Genomic DNA, 21,093 nt, shown 5'->3' on the forward strand with positions numbered 1-21,093 from the left:
CAGCCGGCGCCCGAACGGTGACACTTGACGAAGGGGTTCCTGGCGATCCGGCAGGCACTGCGACACCGGGCATTGCGAGACGGTCCGGCCGCCACGGCCCACCAGGGACCGGAGCCAGGTGACGGCGGTCACGAGTGACGCTCTGCCACGCCCGTGGCACCCGGTATCGCGCCGACGTCGTGCACCGGCCACCGCCGCAGCAGCGTCGCGGCCACCGCGGCGATCACCACGAGTGGCGTCCCCACCCACGCCAGGCCGATCAGCAGCAGGGTACGGCGTTTGTCCGGCCCCCACGTCAGACCCGTCTTCCGTCGCCAGTCCCAGGGATGTCCCGTGCCCCGGTTCAGCAGCCAGACGACCAGAACACCGACGGTGGGCAGGACCATCAGGGCGAAGGAGGTCAGAACCGAGGACAGCGGGGACTCGAACGGCGAGCCCGGCTGTTCACCCCGCAGCCACAGCGGCAGTGCCACCAACCAGGCCAGACCATAGGTCACGGCAGAGAAGACGATCAGATCCCGACGCTTGTCGCCGGTCACGACAACCTCCTGCCCTCGGCGGCACGACGATCCGGGATACGAGGTCCGGCTGCCGGGGACACCGTAGCGCGATCTTCAATCGAGCATGCTGCTGTAGCGCCCGGAAGCCGGTGACGGTTGCGGGCGACGACAGCGTAGACGCCCTGCGCCGACCAGCGGAACGGGACGAGATCCAGAGCGCTTCCCGCGAAGGTGATTCCCCGCCCCGGCTCTTGAGCAGCGCGGCGCCGGTACCTGCGGCCGCGCTCGTCGATCCACCGGATCGCCCGTCGGCACTTCCACCCGGGTGAGACCTGACCGGTCCGGATCGTCCCTTGCCAGGAGGCCACCACAGCCGGTCGTCGCAGATCGGGTGGACGTCCGGTACGGCGGGAACCGTCTTGCCGACCCTGATCAGGAACTTCTCGGACCTGGCCGGGCGGTGCTCCCGCGGACGAGGAGGCGGACGGGCAACTCGACGCGGGCGGGCGGTGAGGTGTCGCCGTTGACACGGGCGAGGAGCCGCCGCGCGGCCTCCGCCCCCATGTCGTAGACCGGCTGCCGGATGACGGTGATCGGGGGCGTGGTGATCGCGGTCCAGTCGAGGTCGTCGAAGGTGACCAGGGAGATGTCGTCGGGCATGGTGAGGCCCGCCTCGCGGAGGGCGACCACGGTGCCGAGCCCCATGATGTTGTCGCTGGCGAACAGGGCGGTCGGAGGATCGGGCAGGGCCAGCATCCGGCGCACCTCGTCGCGGGCCGCTTCCTGCGAGTAGCGGGGGACACGGCGGGCCAGGCGGCTGTCGACCGGGACGCCGGCGGCCCGGTGGGCACGCAGGTAGCCGTGCGCGCGGGCGGCGGAGGGGACGATCACCCGGTCGTCCGGCCGCTCGGAGACCCCGTCCGGGACGGAGCGCGCCGCCCACTCGTCGTCGTCCGTCACCGGGCACCGGGCGTCGTCGCCGGTCACCGGGCTCTCCGCGACCAGGGCGATGCGCCGGTGCCCGAGCGCCAGGAGGTGGCCGACCGCGGTCTCGGCGGCGGCGACGTTGTCGATGCAGATGGAGTCGGCGGGCACGTCGGCCAGGGCGCGGTCGATGAAGACCAGCGGGGTGCCGGACTCCACCACCGAGCGCAGGTGCGGTGCGTCGCCGACACCGGTGGGGGCCAGGATGATGCCGTCGACCTGCTTGACCAGCAGCGCGCGGACCGCCTGCTGCTCCAGGTCGAGCCGCTCGTCGCTGTTGGTGAGGAACACGTCGAAACCGTGCTGCCGGGCGACGTCGGAGACGCCGCGCATGGCGTTGGCGAAGAACGGGTTGACGATGTCCGCGCCGACGAAACCGATGGTCCTGGTGGTCTTGGCGCGCATGCTGCGGGCGACGTCGTTGGGCTGGTAGCCGAGGCGGACCGCAGCGGCGAGCACCTGCTCGCGGGTGGCGGGGCTGACGTATCCGTAGCCCCCGAGCGCCCGGGCCGCGGTGGCCATGGAGACACCCGCTTCACGCGCGACGTCCTTCGCCGTCGGTTTGCCGACTGCTGTCGTTTCGCACCTGCCTTCTCGCTGCGGGCCCGTGGCGCCGGGGCTCCGGTCGGGACCCGTCATGGTACCTGTGACGGAACGTGTTTGAGGCGCTCCGGCGGCGGTCGCGGGGACCGCCGCGCGTTGACGCGGGTGCCTGCCGGGGCCGTGCCGCCCGGCCGGGCGGTGGCCCCGGACGTTGTCACCCGGGCAGAGCGGCCTCGTCAGTACTCGACGGTCCACATGTAGCGGCGGGTGGCCAGCGGGTGTCCGGTGCGGGCCGCGAAGTGGTGGGCGATGCTGGTGGTGACGCCTTCGAACGCGTATTCGGCGAAGAGCGGCCGCATCTCCTCGGGCACGCCGGGGAGGCTGAAATCACGGCTGTCCACGGTCAGCGTCCGCTTGGCGTACCTGCTCAGGAACGCGGCCGTCCGCTCGGCGACGGGCCGGGAGGTGTCCTCTCCGAGGAAGAGGACGACCGGGGTGGAGTCGTCGACGACCTCGAAGGCGCCGTGCAGGAACTCGTTGGCGTTGAACGCCGCCGCGTGCTTCCACTGCATCTCCTGCAGGTAGCACATGGTCAGGGTCTGTGCGGCGTCCACCAGCGGCCCGGAGCCCAGCACGTAGACGACCGGGTCCTGGTGGAACCGCTCGGCGATGGCGGCGCTGATCGGGTCGGCCTCGGCGTAGACGGCCGGCAGCGCCTCGGGCAGCGCGGCGAACGCGCGGCGGGCCCCCTCGTAGTCGGCGATGGCACCGGTGTGCTTGAGCAGGCTCCAGCCGAGCAGGCCGAGCAGTACGGCCTTCGCCTCCGAGCCCCTGTGGAGCAGGAGGTGCTCGCAGGCCTTTCCGAACAGGCTCTCCGGGTCTTCGGTGAGGCCGACGACCGTGGCGCCCGCCTCCCGGGCCGCGGTGGCGGCGGCGGCGGTCTCCTTGGTTCCGCCGCGTGCCGAGGCGGCGATCACCAGCGACTCCGGGCCCAGCCGGGCCGGCAGCGCGTGGGTGAACTCGCTGGCGTTGCGGCGGTGGACGGGACGGTCCAGCCGGGTGGACAGCAGGTATTCCAGCGTCCCGTAGGCCATCTGCGAGCCACCGCAGCCCAGCAGGTACACGTCGGACACGCCCGCCGCGACGGCGTCGGCGATCAGCTTGTCGACGTGCTCGTCCAACTCCAGGGCCGCCGTGATCTTCTCGGCCAGCCGGTCGGGCAGGCCGAGGGGGAGGACGGGGGTCACGGTCTCGGTGGTCACGAAGGGGGCTCCGTTCGTCGGATCGGGGCGCGGGGCGCCCCGGGCCGGGGTGAGGCGGCTGGAGGAGACTCTGATACCGGTCTCACATCCACGATGTGATAACGATCTCAGGGTGATTCCGGGCTGTCAAGCGACGCCCCCGGCGGGAGCCGGACCCGGCCCCCGCACCCACCACCGGCCGCTTCCCGCCGCCGGTTTCCCCCGCGCCGGCTCTCGGTTTCCCCGGCTTCCTCCAGGCCGGCTCCCGGTTTCCCCGTCGCCGCCTGGGAACTGCCGGAGAACCCGCTCGACGCCCACGCGGAGCCGCGGAGCGGTGCCGTGCCCGACGTCGCCCGAGGCCCGAGATCCGCGAAAGGAACCGGAGGTCCTGCCGGCGACGTGGGACGTCCCGGCACCGGAGGCCCGGGGCACCGTCATGGCACGCCAGCAGATCGCCGAGTGCGACCGCAGGCTCTCGCAGCACCGCGCGGCCATGGAGGCCGCCCTCCGGTTCGACCTGGAATCGTCGATCCCGGTGACCCTCCGGACGTCCGGGCCGCATGCCGGGCACCACCGGCCGCGCGTACCATTCGACGGTGGAGGTTCTGGAGCCGGAGGAGTGGCGGGCGCGGGCGGAGGCCCACCGGCAGCGGGTCGAGGCATGGACGGCGCCGCACCTGGCGCGCAGGGCGCGGGGCGAGGCCCATCCCGTCGAGGACTTCTTGTTCACCTACTACGGGCACCGACCGGCGCGGCTGCGGCAGTGGCATCCGGGCGCCGGGGTGGTGCTGAAAGAGGCACGCGACTTCGGCCGCGACTACCTCGACACCCCCGAGGGGGCCACGCTCGACACCGCGGCGCTGATGGACAGGCGCGGGCCCACCGTCGAGTGGATCGCGCAGCTGCTGGCCGCCACCGCGGCACGGCCGGCGTATCTCGGCTGCTTCGGCCTGCACGAGTGGGCGATGGTCTACAAGACCGCGGAGGTACGGCATGGCGCCTGGCCGCTGCGGCTCGGCGGGGAGGAGATCGCGCAGGTCGTGGAGCAGCGGGGCGTGCGGTGCGGCCATTTCGACGCGTTCCGCTTCTTCACCCCCGAGGCACGCCCGCTCAACGCGCTGCAGCCGACGCGGCAGCGGCAGCGGGAACTGGAACAGCCGGGCTGCCTGCACGCCAACATGGACCTGTACAAGTGGGCGTACAAGCTGTCACCGCTGGTGAGCGGTGAGCTGGTCGCCGACTGCTTCACACTGGCCCGTGACATCCGCGTCGTGGACATGCGGGCCAGCCCGTACGACCTGAGCTCGCTCGGCCATCGGCCGATCCGGATTGAGACGCCCGAGGGGCGGGCCGAGTACGCCGCCGAGCAGCGGGGGTTCGCCGAGCGGGCGCGGCCCCTGCGGCGACGCCTGCTCGACGCCTGCGAACGGCTGCTCGCCGGCGCCCACCGCCCCTGACCCGCGGCACCCGGGCCGGGCTTCCGGCCCTTGCGGCCTCCCGGCCCCGGCGGTGACACCGCCGGGGCCGGACCACCCCGTCGTATCGGTGGAGCGGGGATGTGAGTGGGACATCGTCATCGCCCTGGCCGCCGCCCACGACGTGATCACCGATCAGGCGGGCCGTACGGCCTGGTGCCGCCTGGACCGGCCCACGCGTGAGGCGACCGAACCGGAGACGAACCGGTGAACGCCCCGATCGCCGTACCGGTCCTGAACGGTCGCCGTCCACGCGTACGAGGATGCTCGGCCTTCGCGGGCAGTCACCGCCGGACGAAAGAAAAAGTCCTGGTCACTTTGGCGAGTGACCAGGACTCCTGGTGTATCAGTGTGGTGTCCGAGGGGGGACTTGAACCCCCATGCCCCGCAAAGGGCACTAGCACCTCAAGCTAGCGCGTCTGCCTATTCCGCCACCCGGACTTGGTGCCTGCACGCGAGACCGTCATCTCGCGTCGGCGAACTTAGGTTAGCAAACTCTCGAGCGTGCGTCATATCGGTAAGGGGGGAGGGTCCGGCCGAGGTGCCGGGGAGGGGGACGCGGCGGCAGGATGGGGAGTGCAAGTCGTAGCGAACCCAAGGAGTCCTACATGACCGCGCTCAACGGTGAGGACGAGGTCGTCGAGCTGTGCCGCGACCTGATCCGGATCGATTCCACCAACGCCGGTGACAACTCCGGACCCGGTGAGCGGGCCGCGGCCGAGTACGTGGCCGAGAAACTGGCCGAGGTCGGGCTGGAGCCGAAGATCCTGGAGTCGGACAGCCGCAGGGCGAATGTGGTCGCCCGCATCGAGGGGGAGGACTCCTCGCGTGACGCGCTGCTGCTCCACGGGCATCTGGACGTCGTCCCCTTCAACGCCGACGACTGGACCCATCACCCGCTCAGCGGGGAGGTCGCCGACGGGTGCGTCTGGGGGCGCGGCGCGGTCGACATGAAGGACATGGACGCGATGATCCTCGCGGTCGTGCGGCAGCGGCTCAGCGAGGGGCGCCGGCCGCCGCGGGACGTGGTGCTGGCGTTCACCGCCGACGAGGAGGCCGGAGGCCAGTACGGCGCGCAGTGGCTGGCGGAGGAGCACAAGGGCCTGTTCGAGGGGTGCACCGAGGCGATCGGTGAGGTCGGCGGGTTCAGCGTCTCCATCGACGAGGCGCGCAGGCTCTACCTGATCGAGGCGGCGGAGAAGGGCATCGCCTGGATGCGCCTGACCGCGACGGGCCGGGCCGGGCACGGTTCGATGCTCAACAGCGAGAACGCCGTGACGGAGCTGGCCGAGGCGGTCGGCCGCATCGGGCGGTACGAATGGCCGGTGCGGCTGACCCGGACGGTCAGAACGTTCCTGGAGGAGACCTCCAGGGCGCTGGAGATCGAGTTCGATCTCGACGACGCGGAGAAGACCGTGGCGAAGCTCGGCCCGCTGGCGCGGATGATCGGTGCCACGCTGCGCAACACCGCCAACCCCACGATGCTGCAGAGCGGTTACAAGGCCAACGTGATCCCGCAGACCGCGACCGCGCACGTGGACGGCCGCTTCCTGCCGGGGTACGAGGAGGAGTTCTTCGAGACGATCGACGAGCTGCTCGGGCCCAACGTGACCAGGGAGTTCGTCTACCACGACATCGCCGTCGAGACCGGGTTCGACGGGCCGCTGGTGCGGGCGATGGCCGACTCGCTCCTGGCCGAGGACCCGGGCGCGCTGGCCGTGCCGTACACGCTGTCGGGCGGCACGGACCTGAAGGCGTTCAGCCGGCTGGGCATCCGCGGGTTCGGGTTCGCGCCGCTGAAGCTCCCCGCCGACCTGGACTTCTCCGGCATGTTCCATGGTGTCGACGAGCGGGTTCCGGTGGATTCGTTGCAGTTCGGGGTCCGGGTTCTTGACCGCTTCCTGGACGGGTGCTGAGACATTCCCCGGAAAGTCGTTGCTCTGACTGGGGGTAGTGCTAACGTAACTCTCCGTTGAGGGGATGGCTCGTGTTCGAACGGGTCGTCCAGAGTTTTGGGGAGGTCACGTGGCACGCATGCCGCAGGAGCAGTGGGGGGCGTTTTCGCCTGCTGCTCGGCGCGTGCCCGTGGCCGTTTCCGCCGACGACACGATCCTCGCCCGGGATGACCGGATGGCGCGGTTCGCGGCCGGCATTCGGCGGATCGCCAGGCGAGCTTTCGCGATCGGTGGCCTTCTGGTCGCCGGATGGCTGCTCGCCGTCGTTTTCGGACTCCTTGGCGCCGCTCCCGCTGCCGCGGAAACCACCGCGGAGACGGGAGCAGCCGGCTCCGGCCCCCTCGGCGCAGCCGCTTCCGGATCGGCCGCGCAGGTCGATGGATTCCCCACGGGCAGCGGTGGGCTGTCGGCGCCGGACAACGCCGCAGCCATGGCAGGGCGGGGTGTGGACGGGCTGACCAGCCAGTCCACGCCGGGATCCCCGGCGCCCGCCACGGCCGACCACGGTTCTGGCGCCAATGGATTCGTGCCCCAGACCAGTGGCGGATCCGGCCCCTTCGGGCCGGGACCGGGGGACATCTCGCGGTTCGTGTACGACCCGAGGCTCACGGCGCAGCGTCTTCCGCTGGCGTTCGTGCTTCCCCCTGTCGTCCGCACAGCGGCGGACGACCCTTCTTTCTCTCCTGACTGACTCCGTCCTGCAGGCCGGTGCCACCCTCTTTCCGGGTGCCCCGCCGGTCGCGGAGCGTGCCTGAGTCCCGGAGGTACGGGAGACCCCGCATTACGGAAGGTCCCTCGTTACGGGAGATTCCCAAGATTCCGGGAGCCGCTCCACCGGTGAGCGGTGAGCAGGACGACGAGCAGAGCAGCAAGCAGTTCCCATCCCTCGTGACGGCCGCAGGGGCCTCCGCTGAGTGATCCCGATCGGCTTCCGCCCTACGGACCCGACCGGCTTCCGCCGTAGGGGCCTGACCGGGCTCCACCACGTGGATCCGATCAGACCCCGCCCCGCGGACGAACGGTCTCCGCCGTACGGAACAGGCCGGACGATCTCCGCCATACGGACCCGAGCGGTCTCCGCCGCGTAGATCCGGCCGGCTCCCGTCGTACGAACCCGAGCGGACCGGGCTTGGCGCGGCCTCACGCGCCGTCACGAGATGTCAGGTACCCCCCAAGAACCAACGGAGGAGCGTCAATCATGCGTACGTGGGTTAAGGGCTCGGCCCCCGCGGCACTTCTCGCACTGGGTGTCATGGCCCTCGGCAGCGGCACGGCCTTCGCCGACACCGACGGCGACCATTCCGTCGGCGGCGGCAACCAGGTCAAGCTACCCATCTCCCTGCCGATCGACATCAGCGGAAACGCCGTCGGCGCGGCGGGTAAGTCGACCGCCTCCTCCGAGGGCGGCGCCTCCGTCGAGAACGGCGGCGGCAGCGGGATCTCCGACCGGACGTCCGGGCGGAGCAGCATCCTGGGCGGAAACCAGGTCGACGCCCCCGTCAGCGCGCCGGTCAACGCCTGTGGCAACGCGGTGGCGGTGCTGGGCGGATCGAAGGCGGGATGCAAGGGCGGCGCCTCGGTCGGCGACTCCGGCAGGGGCGGCGCGGGGGGCAACCGCACCAGCGGCGAGCACAGCGTCCTCGGCGGCAACCAGGTGGTGGCGCCGATCACCGCGCCGGTCAACGTCTGCGGCAACTCCTTCGCGATTTTCGGCGGGGCGACGGCGGGGTGCAAGGGCGGCGCGACCGTCAGGAACTCCGGGCCGTCCGGTGCCGGGAGCAACCGCACGTCGGGCCGGTCCTCGGTGCTGGGCGGCAACCAGGTGGTGGCGCCGATCACCGCGCCGGTCAACGTCTGCGGCAACTCGGTCGCCGCGCTCGGGGGGGCGTTCTCCGGCTGCCGGGGTGGGGCCGAGGCCACCCCCGGTCGTCCCGGCCACCCGGGTCGTCCCGGCCACCCGGGTCGTCCCGGTCACCCGGGCAAGCCGGGCTACGGCGGGCACGGCGGGCACGGGCCGCGACCCGGCTGGGGCCTCGGCCACCCCGGCAACGACACCGACGGGCGCTTCGGGGCCGGCAGCGGCAACCAGGTGATCGCGCCGATCACCCTGCCCGTCAACGTCTGCGGCAACGCCGTCGGCAACGGCCGGGCGGGCTGCACCGGCGGCGTGTCCGCCGAGAGCGGCAGGGGTGCCGGTGCGGGCGGTAACACCACGTCGGGCCGGTCCTCGGTGCTGGGCGGCAACCAGGTGGTGGCGCCGATCACCGCGCCGATCAACGTCTGCGGCAATGCCGTCGCCGTCCTGGGGGACGCCTTCGCCGGCTGCCGGGGTGGCGTGTCCGTCAAGAACGGCGCTCGGGGTGCCGGTGCGGGCGGTAACACCACGTCGGGCCGGTCCTCGGTGCTGGGCGGCAACCAGGTGGTGGCGCCGATCACCGCGCCGATCAACGTCTGCGGCAACTCCGTGGCCGTGCTGGGCAAGGCCGACTCCGGGTGCCGCGGCGGCGCCTCGGTCTCGCCGAACGGCAGGGGCGGCGCCGGGGGCAACCGCACCAGCGGCGAGCACAGCGTCCTCGGCGGCAACCAGGTGGTGGCGCCGATCACCGCACCGGTCAACGTCTGCGGCAACGCCGTCGCCGTCCTGGGTGACGCCGCCGCGGGCTGCCTCGGCGGCTCCCGGGCGGGCGGGCCGTCCGGTGGCCACGGCGGTGGTCACGGCCACTGGGGCGGCAAGCCCGGCAGCCACAAGACCAGCGGCCTGCTCCCCGAGGTCCCGCAGGCCGGCGCGGTCGGCGAGGCGGCGGCCGACCGGCAGGCCCCTGCCGACCTGCCTCTCGTCGGCGAGGCCGCCGGCCTGCCCGAGCTGCCTGTCCTGCCCGGCGGTTCGGTGAGCGAGCGGGCCCAGGAGTCGCGGGGCGGTTCGCCGCTGGAGCCCGTCACCGATGCGGTCTCCTCGACCCCGATCGGTGAGCTCGGCCTGATGAGCGCCGCTCAGCCCGTCGGGGTGACCGGGATGAACGTCGGATCCCTCGCCACCCTGCTGATCGGCGGTCTGGCCGCCGCCGCGGCGACCTTCTTCGCCGCCACCCGCCGTATTCGCTTCACCAGGAAGTAAGAAACAACTCACCTGAGGGACAAGTCTTCCCGGAGCCACCGAGGAAGACCCGCGAGCGCCTCGCCGGTGATGAGGAAGGACGGCCGCGCCCCCTGGGGCGCGGCCTCCATCCCGCCGGCGAGGCACGGACGCTTTGCCCGCTCCGGGGGCGCGGCCCGGGGCGGGCAAAGCCATGTCCTCGATCACATGGTCTTCATCACATCGTTCTGGTCACACGTATGATCTTCCGGCGCAACCGGACGTCGCGGCGGCCGTCGGGATACAGTCTCAGGCGGTCGAGTTCCCAGCCGCCGTATTCTGCGTGTTCGGTCAGGATCTGCCGGGCGACATCCCGGGTGGTGCCGCGTGGAAGGTGGAGAACCAAGTAGGAGTAGTCGAGCACAGCGATTAGTCTCCGAGGGTGGGCCGGCGGACGTCGACACTCATTGGGCTTTATTCTGCGTCCTTGCGGCTTTCCTTGGGAGTGCCCCCGACTGAGATCGGGTAACCCGAGTGGAAGTGAACGGGGAACGAATGCGAACAGCGAGGTAGGAAGCAGCGTGCCAGCCAAGAAGGGCAACGCCGGCGGAACCCGCCTGGTGATCGTCGAGTCGCCTTCCAAGGCGAAGACCATCGCTGGGTACCTCGGCCGCGGCTACGTCGTGGAGTCCAGCATCGGGCATATTCGTGATCTCCCCGAGAAAGCGGACGACATCCCGGAAGAGTACAAGGGGCAGGCCTGGGCACGCCTGGGCGTCAACGTCGACCACGAGTTCGAGCCGCTCTACATCGTCAACCCTGACAAGAAGTCTCAGGTGAGCAAGCTCAAGCAGCTGCTCAAGGAGGCCGACGAGCTCTACCTGGCCACCGACGAGGACCGGGAGGGGGAGGCGATCGCCTGGCACCTGCGCGAGGTGCTCAACCCCAAGATCCCGGTTCACCGCATGGTGTTCCACGAGATCACGCCGCGGGCGATCCAGGACGCGGTGGCCAACCCGCGCGCCCTCAACCTGCGGTTGGTCGACGCCCAGGAGACCCGGCGCATCCTCGACCGCCTGTACGGCTACGAGGTCAGCCCGGTCCTGTGGAAGAAGGTCAAGCCCCGCCTGTCGGCCGGGCGGGTGCAGTCGGTGGCGACCCGGCTGGTCGTGGAGCGCGAGCGCGAGCGCCTGGCCTTCACCAGCGCGAGCTACTGGGACCTGCAGGCGCTGTTCGACACCGGCCGTGACGAGACCCCGCACGAGTTCACCGCCACGTTGACCGGGGTCGACGGCAGGCGCGTCGCCCAGGGGCGTGACTTCGCGAGCAACGGCACGCTCAAGAGCGCCGACGTGCTCCACCTCGACGAGCAGGCCGCGCAGGCCCTCGCCGCCCGCCTGGACGGCGCCCGCTACAAGGTCACGTCGGTCGAGCGCAGGCCGTACACCCGCAAGCCGTACGCGCCGTTCCGGACGACGACGCTGCAGCAGGAGGCCAGCCGCAAGCTGGGTTTCTCCGCGAAGTCGACCATGCAGATCGCCCAGCGCCTGTACGAGAACGGCTTCATCACCTACATGCGAACCGACAGCATCACGCTGTCGGAGACCGCCGTGGCGGCCGCCCGCAGCCAGGCGATCAAGCTTTACGGCGCCGCGTACGTCCCCGACAAGCCGCGCGTCTACACCAGCAAGGTGAAGAACGCGCAGGAGGCGCACGAGGCGATCCGCCCTTCGGGCGAGGAGTTCCGCACACCGGGCGAGACCGGGCTGACCGGTGACATGTTCCGGCTGTACGAGCTGATCTGGCAGCGGACCGTGGCCTCGCAGATGAAGGACGCGGTCGGCGAGTCGGTCGTCGTCAAGGTGGCGGGTACGTCCAGCTCCGGTGAGCGGGTCGAGTTCAGCGCCTCCGGGCGGACCATCACCTTCCACGGTTTCCTGAAGGCATACGTCGAGGGCGCGGACGACCCGGCCACCGACCGCGACGACTCCGAGAAGCGCCTGCCCAACCTGGCCGAGAACGATCCACTGACGGCGTCGGCTCTCAACGTGCTGGCCCACGCGACCAAGCCGCCGGCACGGTACACCGAGGCGTCGCTGGTCAAGGAGCTGGAAGACCGGGAGATCGGCCGGCCGTCGACGTACGCGTCGATCATCGGAACGATCCTCGACCGGGGTTACGTCTTCAAGAAGGGCACGGCCCTGGTGCCGTCCTTCCTGGCGTTCGCGGTGGTCAACCTGCTGGAGCAGCACTTCGGTCACCTCGTCGACTACGACTTCACCGCCGACATGGAGAAGGTCCTCGACGACATCGCCAACGACCGGGCGGAGCGGGTCCCGGAGCTGCGCCGTTTCTACTTCGGCGACAACGGTGACGAGGGCCTGAAGGAGCTGGTCACCGACCTGGAGGAGATCGACGCCAAGGAGATCAGCTCCTTCCCGATCCGGGGTACCGACATCGTGATCCGGGTGGGGCGCTACGGCCCGTACCTGGACCGCGCGGGCACCCGGGTGAACGTGCCCGAGGACCTGGCCCCGGACGAGCTCACCGCGGAGATGGCCGAGGAGCTGTTCTCCCGTCCGACGGGTGACCGCGAGCTGGGCAAGGACCCGGTCAGCGGTAACGTGATCGTGGCGAGGGACGGCCGTTTCGGCCCGTACGTGACGGAGGTCCTGCCCGAGGAGCCGTCGCCCGACGGTGCGAAGAAGAAGACCAAGAAGGCCGACGCCCCCAAGCCGCGCACCGCGTCGCTGCTGAAGTCGATGTCCCTCGACACCGTCACCCTGGACGACGCGCTGAAGCTGCTGTCGCTGCCCCGGGTGCTCGGGGAGCTCGACGGCCAGGAGGTCACGGCGCAGAACGGCAGGTTCGGCCCCTACGTCAAGAAGGGCACCGACTCCCGTTCGCTGGCCTCCGAGGAGGAGATGTTCACGGTCACGCTGGAGCAGGCCAAGGAGCTGTTCGCCCAGCCCAAGACGCGGGGCCGGCGCGCCGCCGCCGCACCGCCGCTGCGCGAGCTGGGCGTGGACCCCGTCTCCAAGAAGCCGATCGTGGTCAAGGAGGGGCGTTTCGGCCCGTACGTGACCGACGGTGAGACAAACGCCTCCCTGCGCAAGGGTGACGAGGTCGAACACATCACCACCGAGCGCGCAGCCGAGCTGCTCGCCGACCGCCGTGCCCGCGGTCCGGCGCCCAAGCGCACCCGGACCACCCGGGCCAAGGCCAAGGCCTGACCGTACGGGCTCCGTGATCCGCCTGGGCGGGGATCGGGGCCCGTTCTCCGGTGGTGCGGGTCCGGTGGGCGGGCGGCGGCTGAGGATGTCCGGCGGTACGGCGGCTGCCGGCCGGTCCGGGGGCTGGGAATTTCCCGGTTCCGGGAACGCATCCGGCATTCCGGGCGTTCTTCGGGGCGCGCCGGTCAGGCCGGCGGCTGTGGGGAAGGGGCCGGTCGATCGTGGGGTTCGTGTCGCTGGTCTTCGCCGCGGTCGTGTTGATCCACTACTACCTGTGGCGTCGCCTGGTCGGCTCGACCACCCGGCCGGGACGAACCCGCCGCGTGCTGACGTGGGTGATCGTCGGGCTCGGTGTGCTCGCGCCGGTGACGTTGATCGTCTCCCGCAGCGCGTGGGGGCACTTTCTGGCCTGGCCGGGCTTCTTCTGGCTCGCGGTCATGTTCTACCTCTTTGTCTTCCTGGTCGTTCTTGAGGTGCCGCGGGCGGTGGCCCTGCTGGTTCTGCGGGTGCTGGAGCGCCGGGCGGGGCGCCGTCACGCGCCGGACCGGGTCGCCGCCCGTCGTGCGGCCCGTGCCGAGTCCGACGGCTCGGTGCCGGTTTCCGACGGCTTCGAGCCCGGCCCGGACGGCTCCGAGCCGGTGCCCGCGGGTACGGTTCCGGCCTTCACCGCCGAGGTGGCCGAGGCCCGTGAAGTCTCCGGGGCCCGCGAAGCCTCCCGGGCTCGCGAAGTTCTCGGGGCCGCCGGCGCCGTCGTGGCAGCCGGCTCCCGTACGGCGGTTCCGGCGGATCCGGTGTCGGCTCTCCCGCAGTCGGAGCCGGAGTCGCAGCGGGAGTCGCCGTCGGAGCCGCAGCCGCCGTCGGACTCGCGGCCGGAGCCGCGAACGGGGGCGGAGTCCGGGTCCGCGTCCGAGGGGGTGGTCTCGCCGGCGGGGCGGCGGGAGAGGGCGATGAGCCGGAGGCTGTTCATCACCCGCACGGCCGCGGTCGTCGCCGGGACGGGGGCGCTGGGCACGGTGGGGTTCGGCGTCAGGACCGCCCTCGGTGACCCGGTGGTCGAGTCGGTCGAGGTCGCGCTGCCCCGGCTGGACCCGCGCCTGAGCGGGCTGCGGTTCGCGGTGGTCAGCGACATCCATCTGGGCCCGCTCACCGGCCTCGGGCACGCCGAGCGCATCGTCCGCATGGTCAACGCCCTGCAGGCCGACGTCGTCGCCGTCGTGGGAGACCTGGTCGACGGCACGGTGGCCGAGCTCGGCCCGCTGGCCCGGCCGCTGCGGGGCCTCGAGTCGCGTTACGGGGCCTATTTCGTCACCGGGAACCACGAGTACTACACCGCCAACGGCCCGCGGGAGTGGATCGAGGAGCTCCGGGAGCTCGGCGTGCGGCCGCTGGTCAACGAGCGCGTCGAGATCGCCCACGCCGGGGCCGTGCTCGATCTCGCCGGGGTCAACGACGTGGCCGGTGCCGCCTCGGACGACGGCCCCGACTTCGAGCGGGCGCTCGGCGGCAGGGACCGCTCCCGCTCCACCGTCCTGCTCGCCCACCAGCCGGTCCAGGCGGCCGAGGCGGCGAGGCACGGGGTCGACCTCCAGCTGTCCGGGCACACGCACGGCGGACAGATGGTCCCCTTCAACCTGGTCGTCCCGTTGCAGCAACCGGTCGTCTCCGGGCTCGGCGAGGTGGACGGCACCCGGGTCTACGTCACGCGGGGCGCGGGTTTCTGGGGGCCGCCGGTCCGGGTGGGAGCCCCACCCGAAATAACCCTTCTGGAACTCCGAAACGAGAAACTCTAGAAACACGGGCGTCGATCACTTCTTTTCCCGCCTGTGACCTGCGGGGCGCACGGCGGACGTATTACCCTCATGCGACGGGCAGCCGGGCATTTCCGTACGGCTCGTGTTTTCCCCAGCCCAGCAAGCACCTGGATACGCTGACATCATGACCACGCCTGGCCGGAACACCGCACGACGCAAGCCCCCCACCGTGCTGGCTTACGCTCCGTTCCGCAAGCTGTGGACGGCCATGTCGGTGTGCAGCCTCGGAGACTGGCTCAACCTCCTGGCCCTGACCGCGCTTGCGGGCAACCTCACCATGGATGCGGGCTACCAGGCCCAGAGCCTGGCCATCGGCGGTGTCTTCGTCGCCAAGATGCTCCCGGCCATCGTGCTGGGACCGCTCGCGGGCGCGTTCGCCGACCGGTTCGACCGGCGGCTGACCATGTTCTTCTGCGATCTGCTGCGGTTCGCGCTGGTGCTGTCCATCCCACTGGTCGGCAGCTACCAGTGGGTGATCATCGCCACGTTCCTGGTCGAGTGCGTCAACCTCTTCTGGGTTCCCGCCAAGGACGCCACGGTGCCGAACCTGGTGCCCAAGGAGCGGCTGGAGGAGGCCAACCAGCTCAACCTCCTGGTCACGTACGGCACGGCACCGGTCGCGGCGCTGCTGTTCGCCGTGCTGTCGGTGGCCAACGACCTCCTGAGCAGGCTGGTCCCGTTCCTCGCGCAGCGAGAGACGTACCTGGCGCTGTTCATCAACGCGCTGGCGTACCTGATCTCGGCCGTCATCATCTTCTCGCTGAAGGAGATCCCGAAGGCCGGCTCGGGGGTCGCGACCTCCACTCCCTCGGTGCTGCGGCAGATCTTCGAGGGCTGGCGGTTCGTGGGCGGGAACCGGCTGACCCGCGGCCTGATCATCGGCATGCTGGGCGCCTTCGCCGCGGGCGGCGCCGTGGTCGGGGTCGCCAAGATCTACGTCAACGCGCTGGGCGGTGGCGACGCGGCCTACGGTGTGGTCTTCGGGGCGGTGTTCGTCGGCATGGCCTCCGGCATGTTCTTCGGCCCCAGGCTGATGCGCGAGCTGTCGCGGCGGAGGCTGTTCGGTCTGGCGATCGTCGTCGCGGGCCTCGTCCTGGCCGCGATCGCGCTCATCCACAACCTGGTGATCGTCGTCCTGCTGACCGTGCTGCTCGGCGCGTGCGCGGGCATCGCCTGGATCATCGGTTACACCATGATCGGTCTGGAGGTCGACGACGGCCTGCGCGGCCGTACGTTCTCGTTCCTGCAGTCGCTGGCCCGGGTGACGCTGCTGCTGGTGGTCGCGGTCGCGCCGACCGTGGCGGGCCTGTTCGGCGAGCGTGAGATCAAGATGGGCCAGGAGACGGTCTACCGGTTCGACGGTTCCAACCTGGTGCTGGTGATCGGCGGGCTGCTCGCGGCGATCGTCGGGATCGTCGCGCTGCGCCAGATGGACGACCGTAAGGGGGTCCCGATCGTCGCCGATCTGATCGCCGCCGTGCGAGGGGAGCGGTTCGTGCCCGAGACCGCCGAGCAGGCGCGTGGGATGTTCATCGCGTTCGAGGGCGGCGAGGGGTCGGGGAAGACCACCCAGTCCCGCCTGCTGGCGATCTGGCTGCGTGACCAGGGGTACGACGTCGTGCAGACCCGCGAGCCGGGCTCGACCAAGGTCGGCATGCGACTGCGCGCGATCCTGCTGGACGCGGTGCACCAGGGGCTGTCGGCGAGGTCGGAGGCGCTGCTGTACGCGGCCGACCGGGCCGAGCACGTCGAGAAGGTCATCCGCCCGGCCCTCTACCGGGGCTCGATGGTGATCTCCGACCGCTACGTCGACTCCTCGCTGGCCTACCAGGGCGCGGGCCGGGCCCTCGACCCCGGGGACGTCACGAGGATCAACTCCTGGGCCACCGGCGGGCTCGTCCCCGATCTCACGGTGCTCATCGACACCCCGCCCTCGGTGGGCCTGGCCCGGCTGGGCGGTGCCGCCGACCGGATCGAGTCGGAGCCGCTGGAGTTCCACGAGCGGGTGCGCCGGGAGTTCCGCGCGCTGGCCGCCGCCGAGCCCGAGCGCTACGTGGTCATCGACGGCACCCTGCCGCAGGAGGAGATCGCCCGGCTCATCCAGGACCGGGTCCGGGAGGTCCTGCCCGACCCGGTGCCCCAGGAGTCCGAGGACGCCACCGGGACCATCCCCGCCATCCGCGACTGAGACCGGCGGTAGGTTGGGGTCCGTGGGAGTCTTCGATGACCTTGTGGGGCAGGAACGCGCCGTCGTGACGCTCCGCCGGGCCGCCGCGGCCGCGGCCGACCTGCTGGCCGGTGGGCGCGGTGCGGGGATGACCCACGCGTGGCTGTTCACCGGGCCGCCCGGCTCCGGGCGCGAGGAGGCCGCGCGGGCGTTCGCTGCCGCGCTGTTCTGCCCGGACCAGGGGTGCGGGCACTGTGAGATGTGCCACCAGGTGGAGGTCGGCTCCCATCCCGACCTGGAGATCGTCCGGCCGCAGGGGCTGTCGTACGGCATCAAGGACACCCGCCGGCTCATCCTCCGCGCGGCCGGGGCGCCGACGCTGGGCCGCTGGCGGGTCGTGCTGTTCGAGGACGCCGACCGGGCCACCGAGGGGGCGTCCAACGCGCTGCTGAAGGCGATCGAGGAGCCGCCGCCGCGGACGATCTGGCTGCTCTGCGCGCCCGCCCCGGACGACATGATGATCACCATCAGGTCCCGTTGCCGACTGGTCACGCTCGTCACCCCGCCCACCGCGGCGGTCGCGCACGTGCTGGCCACACGGGAGAACGTGCCGCCGGCGATGGCGGAGTTCGCCGCCAGAGCCGCCCAGGGCCACATCGAGCGGGCCCGCAGGCTCGCTCTGGACGAGGAGGCGCGCAGGCGCCGCGAGGCGGTGCTGTCCATCCCCGGCTCGCTGACCGGCGTCGGGGAGTGCGTGGCGGCGGCCGAACGGCTGGTGAAGACCGCCGACGAGGAGGCCGCCGCGGTCACCGCGGTGCTGAACGAGGCGGAGATCGCCGAGCTGCGCAAGATCTACGGTGAGGGGTCCTCGGGCAAGGGACTCAACAAGGGGCTCATCCGGGGCGGGGCCGGGGCGCTGAAGGAACTGGAGGACCGGCAGAAGTCGCGGGCCACCCGGACCAAGCGCGACGTCATCGACGCGGCCCTGCTCGACCTGGTGGCGTTCTACCGCGATGTGCTGGCGGTGCAGTTCGGCGCGTCCGTGGAGCTGGCCAGCGAGGACCGCCGGGCGGAACTGGAGGCTCTGGCCCGTTCCTCCACGCCGGAGGACTCTCTGCTGCGGATCGACGCGATCATGCTTTGCCGGGAGCGGCTGGCGGCCAACGTCAACCCGCAGATGGCGATCGAGGCGATGACCCTCTCGCTGCGGCGTCCCCGGGCGTGACGTCCACGGGATCCATGGCCATGAGCCGTACGGGATTTCGGGGTACTTTCTCGGTGCTTCCCGGGTGTGGGTTCTGTGACGTCCCCAGGGGTTGTCGGACGCTACCTCCGTTCTGAGGTCTTTTGCACCTTAAGTCTGATTTCTGTGGTGTGACTGTCTTGGGTCTGCCGGACCCGGGCCTGAGGTTCTGTGCCTGGCGGGCTGGTCTGCGGTTCCGCGCCCGGTGACGGGCCGGCCTGTGGTTTTTCGCGCCCGGTGGCGGTCCGGCCGGGGTTCCGGGGTCGGCTCGGTGGCGGTCCGGCCGGGGTTCCGGGCCCGGCGGCGACCCGGCTGGGGCAGGCTCGGCGGCGGCCGGATCCCGGGTCTGCGCACGGCGCGAAGCGGTCGGGAGAGGGACGCCAGTCGGACGTTCTGTGATCCCCCGTATCCCGTGCGGCAGCGGACGCTCCGTAATCGGACCGGCCCCTATCCGGTGAATATCCGCTGGTGAGAGGGAGAGGCCCGCCGGCTTGCCCGCTGATTCCCGATTAGATGGAACCATTCCCGGTCAACTCCCCTCAAAGTGGGAGTGCGGATCGTTAAGATTCGCAGCGGAAAAAGACATATTTGTTATAAATCAATTGACAGTGTCCTGCTCTACGGGGAGAGCAGAGAAAACCGGGGGAATCTTGGTGAGCATCGGCGCACACCACGGGGTGGTTCCGTCCGCGGGTAGGCGGGCCGTCACCAGCCGTGTGGACAACGATGACACGTTACGGATCGAGTGGCCGGAACCGGACGACGCGGAGATCGTCCTGCGGCACGCGGAGACCGGTGAGGAGCACAGGGGAACCGATCTTTCGACGCTCTCGGCGGGTGTCTGGGTGGTCTCGTGCCGGGGCGAGCCCCTGGCCACCGACGATCCAGGGTTCTCGCTCGACGGTCTGCACTCCTACGCCGAAACCCGCCGTAACCGGGAGATAAGAGCGTTCCGCACACCTGCCGGCCTCCTGTGCGTCCGGGTCCGGGAGGTCGAGCCGTATGTCGAGGTGGTCCAGGTGACCGCCGACGACGGCGTCGTCCAGGTCGAGGGCGTGATCGCCTACGGCGAGTCGATCCGGGGAGCGGCGCGGCTCGTGGCCGTGGCCAGGCGGGGACCGGACCCCGTGAGCGGCCCGGCGGACTTCCGGGGACGGTGGTTCGAGGGGGCCGTCGAGATCGCGCCGATGGCCGAGAGGCAGGTGCGGCGGAGGGTCTTCTGGGACCTCTACGCGGAGGCCGACGGGGTACGGTTGCCGCTGGCCACCCGCCTCGACGACATCACCGACAAGAAGACCAAAGTCCGTTTCCCCGCCCAGCGGGTCGGGCAGGTGCGGGTCCGCCCGTACTACACCGAGACCGACAGCCTCGCGGTGGCGCTCACCGTCGAGGAGGGGGACGGAGAGTGAAGATCTCCTTTCTGATCCTCAACGCCTACGGCATGGGCGGTACGATCCGGGCCACCTTCGACCTCGCCACCGCGATGGCCGAGCGGCACGACGTCGAGGTCATCAGCGTCTTCCAGCACGCCGACCGGCCCTTCCTGCCGCTGGGCTCCAAGGTCCGGCTGCGCTCGCTGGTCGACCTGCGTGAGGGGGCCAGGGTCCGCTGGCCGTACACGAGGAAGGCCGAGCGGCTGGGCGCGCAGCCGAGCGCGCTGATCCATCCCGAGGAGCGGGCCTACACCTCCTTCAGCGCGTGGAGCGACGAGGTGCTCGTCCGCGAGCTCCGCCGGCTCCGCACCGACGTGCTGATCACCACTCGCGCGGGACTGAACATCATGGCCGCGCGGTTCGCCCGCAAGCGGGTCGTCACGATCGGCCAGGAGCACCTGCACTTCGCGGCCCACCAGCCCGGGATCTTCGAGGAGATCCGGACGTGGTACCCGAAGCTGGACGCGGTCGTCACCCTCACCGAGGCCGACGAGCACGACTACCGCACCATGCTCGACCGGGCGCGGACCCGCGTGTTCACCATCGGCAACGGCCTGGCGGGGGGACCGCGCCCGCGCTCCCGGCAGGAGAACCGGATCGTGCTCGCCGCGGGCAGGCTGGTGCCGGTCAAGGGGTACGACCGGCTGCTCAGGGCGTTCGCCCAGGTGGCCAGAGAGCGCCCCGACTGGAAGCTCCGGATCTACGGTGAGGGACGGATCAGCGACAAGCTGGTCAGGCTCTCCGTCAAACTGCGCCTGCACAACAACGTCACCTTCATGGGCCCCACCGGTGACATCGAGGGCGAGCTCGCCAAGGCCTCGATCCACGCGGTCAGCTCCCGGTTCGAGGGCTTCGGGATGACCATCATCGAGGCGTTCGCGTGCGGGGTGCCCGTGGTCAGCTTCGACTGCCCCCGTGGCCCCCGGGAGATCATCACCCCCGGGTACGACGGGCTGCTCGTCCCGCCCGACGACGTGGACGCCCTGGCCGCCGGCCTGCTCCAGATGATCGACGACGAGGAGGGCCGTCGCCGGATGGCCGAGAACGCCCTCAGGACCGCCGGGAACTACGACATCTCCACGATCGTGTCCCGCTGGGAGAAGTCCTTCGCCGAACTCGGGCGCTGAGCGAGGCAGGGGACGGCCCGGTCCGGCGTCTCCGTGATGTGACCCCGTCGTCCCCGGGGAGAGGTCCGGATCCCGTCATCGGGATGCTCTTCCGGCGCTGCCGGGGATGCCCGGGGCGTCCAACGAGGTCGATCAGGCGTGCGTCCCGGGACGCACGCCGCCGCGCTCGCGCAGCGAGGGCGCCCTTCCGCCGGGGCGCCCTTCCGCAGGGAAGACCGGTGGCAGGGCCCGTGCTCGCGGCCGTGGGTAAAGTGCTCTGAACCGGCGGCCGCGGGGCGGGGTCTTCCGAGCCCCGGCCCGGGGCGTGG

General features: G+C 71.1%; 15 protein-coding genes and 1 tRNA gene. 11 read left to right on the forward strand and 5 right to left on the reverse strand.

All coding sequences use genetic code 11. From position 1 onward, the window contains the following. Nucleotides 1–128: 128 nt before the first annotated feature. From ABD841_RS00490 to ABD841_RS00500, 3 genes are all read right to left on the reverse strand, one after another. Nucleotides 129–539 carry a hypothetical protein gene (locus tag ABD841_RS00490; protein WP_344966574.1) on the reverse strand — a complete coding sequence of 137 codons (411 nt, stop codon included), beginning with the start codon at nucleotides 537–539 and terminating at the stop codon, nucleotides 129–131. Nucleotides 540–932: 393 nt separating this feature from the next. Beyond that, nucleotides 933–2,123, reverse strand: coding sequence for a LacI family DNA-binding transcriptional regulator (locus ABD841_RS00495; protein WP_344966576.1), 1,191 nt, complete (start codon nucleotides 2,121–2,123; stop codon nucleotides 933–935). Nucleotides 2,124–2,263: 140 nt separating this feature from the next. Next, entirely contained in the window at nucleotides 2,264–3,289 is a 1,026-nt protein-coding gene (locus tag ABD841_RS00500; RefSeq protein WP_344966578.1) for an SIS domain-containing protein, read from the reverse strand. A gap of 575 nt (nucleotides 3,290–3,864) precedes the next feature. Here ABD841_RS00500 and ABD841_RS00505 point away from each other — a divergent pair. Further along, nucleotides 3,865–4,725, forward strand: coding sequence for a 3-methyladenine DNA glycosylase (locus ABD841_RS00505; protein ID WP_425581924.1), 861 nt, complete (start codon nucleotides 3,865–3,867; stop codon nucleotides 4,723–4,725). Nucleotides 4,726–4,813: 88 nt separating this feature from the next. Then, on the forward strand, nucleotides 4,814–4,954 hold the full coding sequence (locus ABD841_RS00510) for a hypothetical protein (protein WP_344966582.1): 141 nt from the start codon (nucleotides 4,814–4,816) through the stop codon (nucleotides 4,952–4,954). A gap of 141 nt (nucleotides 4,955–5,095) precedes the next feature. Here the strand turns inward: ABD841_RS00510 and ABD841_RS00515 are convergent. Next, nucleotides 5,096–5,184 (reverse strand) — tRNA-Leu (locus ABD841_RS00515). A 167-nt stretch (nucleotides 5,185–5,351) separates the two neighbouring features. Between ABD841_RS00515 and ABD841_RS00520 the strand changes: the two genes are divergently transcribed. The 3 genes from ABD841_RS00520 to ABD841_RS00530 all read left to right on the forward strand — a co-directional run bounded on the left by ABD841_RS00520 (nucleotide 5,352) and on the right by ABD841_RS00530 (nucleotide 9,813). After that, entirely contained in the window at nucleotides 5,352–6,659 is a 1,308-nt protein-coding gene (locus ABD841_RS00520) for a M20/M25/M40 family metallo-hydrolase (RefSeq protein WP_344966584.1), read from the forward strand. A 118-nt stretch (nucleotides 6,660–6,777) separates the two neighbouring features. Next, entirely contained in the window at nucleotides 6,778–7,389 is a 612-nt protein-coding gene (locus tag ABD841_RS00525; protein WP_344967033.1) for a hypothetical protein, read from the forward strand. A gap of 507 nt (nucleotides 7,390–7,896) precedes the next feature. Continuing rightward, nucleotides 7,897–9,813, forward strand: a complete 1,917-nt coding sequence (locus tag ABD841_RS00530; protein WP_344966586.1) for a chaplin family protein — start codon at nucleotides 7,897–7,899, stop codon at nucleotides 9,811–9,813. A gap of 196 nt (nucleotides 9,814–10,009) precedes the next feature. Here the strand turns inward: ABD841_RS00530 and ABD841_RS00535 are convergent, their stop codons facing one another. Beyond that, nucleotides 10,010–10,195 carry a DUF5703 family protein gene (locus ABD841_RS00535; protein ID WP_184543236.1) on the reverse strand — a complete coding sequence of 62 codons (186 nt, stop codon included), beginning with the start codon at nucleotides 10,193–10,195 and terminating at the stop codon, nucleotides 10,010–10,012. A 157-nt stretch (nucleotides 10,196–10,352) separates the two neighbouring features. Here ABD841_RS00535 and topA point away from each other — a divergent pair, with 157 nt between their 5' ends. From topA to ABD841_RS00565, 6 genes are all read left to right on the forward strand, one after another. Continuing rightward, nucleotides 10,353–13,004: a type I DNA topoisomerase gene (topA, locus tag ABD841_RS00540; RefSeq protein WP_344966589.1), complete on the forward strand. Its 2,652-nt coding sequence runs from the start codon at nucleotides 10,353–10,355 to the stop codon at nucleotides 13,002–13,004. 221 nt (nucleotides 13,005–13,225) lie between these two features. Beyond that, nucleotides 13,226–14,794, forward strand: coding sequence for a metallophosphoesterase (locus tag ABD841_RS00545; protein WP_344966591.1), 1,569 nt, complete (start codon nucleotides 13,226–13,228; stop codon nucleotides 14,792–14,794). A gap of 145 nt (nucleotides 14,795–14,939) precedes the next feature. Beyond that, the gene (gene tmk, locus ABD841_RS00550; RefSeq protein ID WP_344966593.1) at nucleotides 14,940–17,003 is read left to right on the forward strand and encodes a dTMP kinase; all 2,064 of its coding nucleotides are present in this window, start codon (nucleotides 14,940–14,942) and stop codon (nucleotides 17,001–17,003) included. 22 nt (nucleotides 17,004–17,025) lie between these two features. Then, entirely contained in the window at nucleotides 17,026–18,207 is a 1,182-nt protein-coding gene (locus ABD841_RS00555) for a DNA polymerase III subunit delta' (protein ID WP_344966595.1), read from the forward strand. A gap of 734 nt (nucleotides 18,208–18,941) precedes the next feature. Next, the gene (locus tag ABD841_RS00560; protein WP_344966597.1) at nucleotides 18,942–19,634 is read left to right on the forward strand and encodes a hypothetical protein; all 693 of its coding nucleotides are present in this window, start codon (nucleotides 18,942–18,944) and stop codon (nucleotides 19,632–19,634) included. Beyond that, the gene (locus tag ABD841_RS00565) at nucleotides 19,631–20,785 is read left to right on the forward strand and encodes a glycosyltransferase family 4 protein (RefSeq protein WP_344966599.1); all 1,155 of its coding nucleotides are present in this window, start codon (nucleotides 19,631–19,633) and stop codon (nucleotides 20,783–20,785) included. The genes ABD841_RS00560 and ABD841_RS00565 overlap by 4 nt, the downstream gene beginning before the upstream one ends. Nucleotides 20,786–21,093: the final 308 nt, after the last annotated feature.

This window comes from Streptosporangium fragile, from assembly GCF_039534445.1.
Taxonomy (GTDB): domain Bacteria; phylum Actinomycetota; class Actinomycetes; order Streptosporangiales; family Streptosporangiaceae; genus Streptosporangium; species Streptosporangium fragile.

Excerpts from the sequence above, each read along its gene's own strand:
- ABD841_RS00530 (WP_344966586.1), top strand. The coding sequence starts at position 7,897 with ATGCGTACGTGGGTTAAGGGCTCGGCCCCCGCGGCACTTCTCGCACTG.
- ABD841_RS00495 (WP_344966576.1), bottom strand. The coding sequence starts at position 2,123 with ATGACGGGTCCCGACCGGAGCCCCGGCGCCACGGGCCCGCAGCGAGAA.
- tmk (WP_344966593.1), top strand. The coding sequence starts at position 14,940 with ATGACCACGCCTGGCCGGAACACCGCACGACGCAAGCCCCCCACCGTG.
- ABD841_RS00520 (WP_344966584.1), top strand. The coding sequence starts at position 5,352 with ATGACCGCGCTCAACGGTGAGGACGAGGTCGTCGAGCTGTGCCGCGAC.
- ABD841_RS00525 (WP_344967033.1), top strand. The coding sequence starts at position 6,778 with ATGCCGCAGGAGCAGTGGGGGGCGTTTTCGCCTGCTGCTCGGCGCGTG.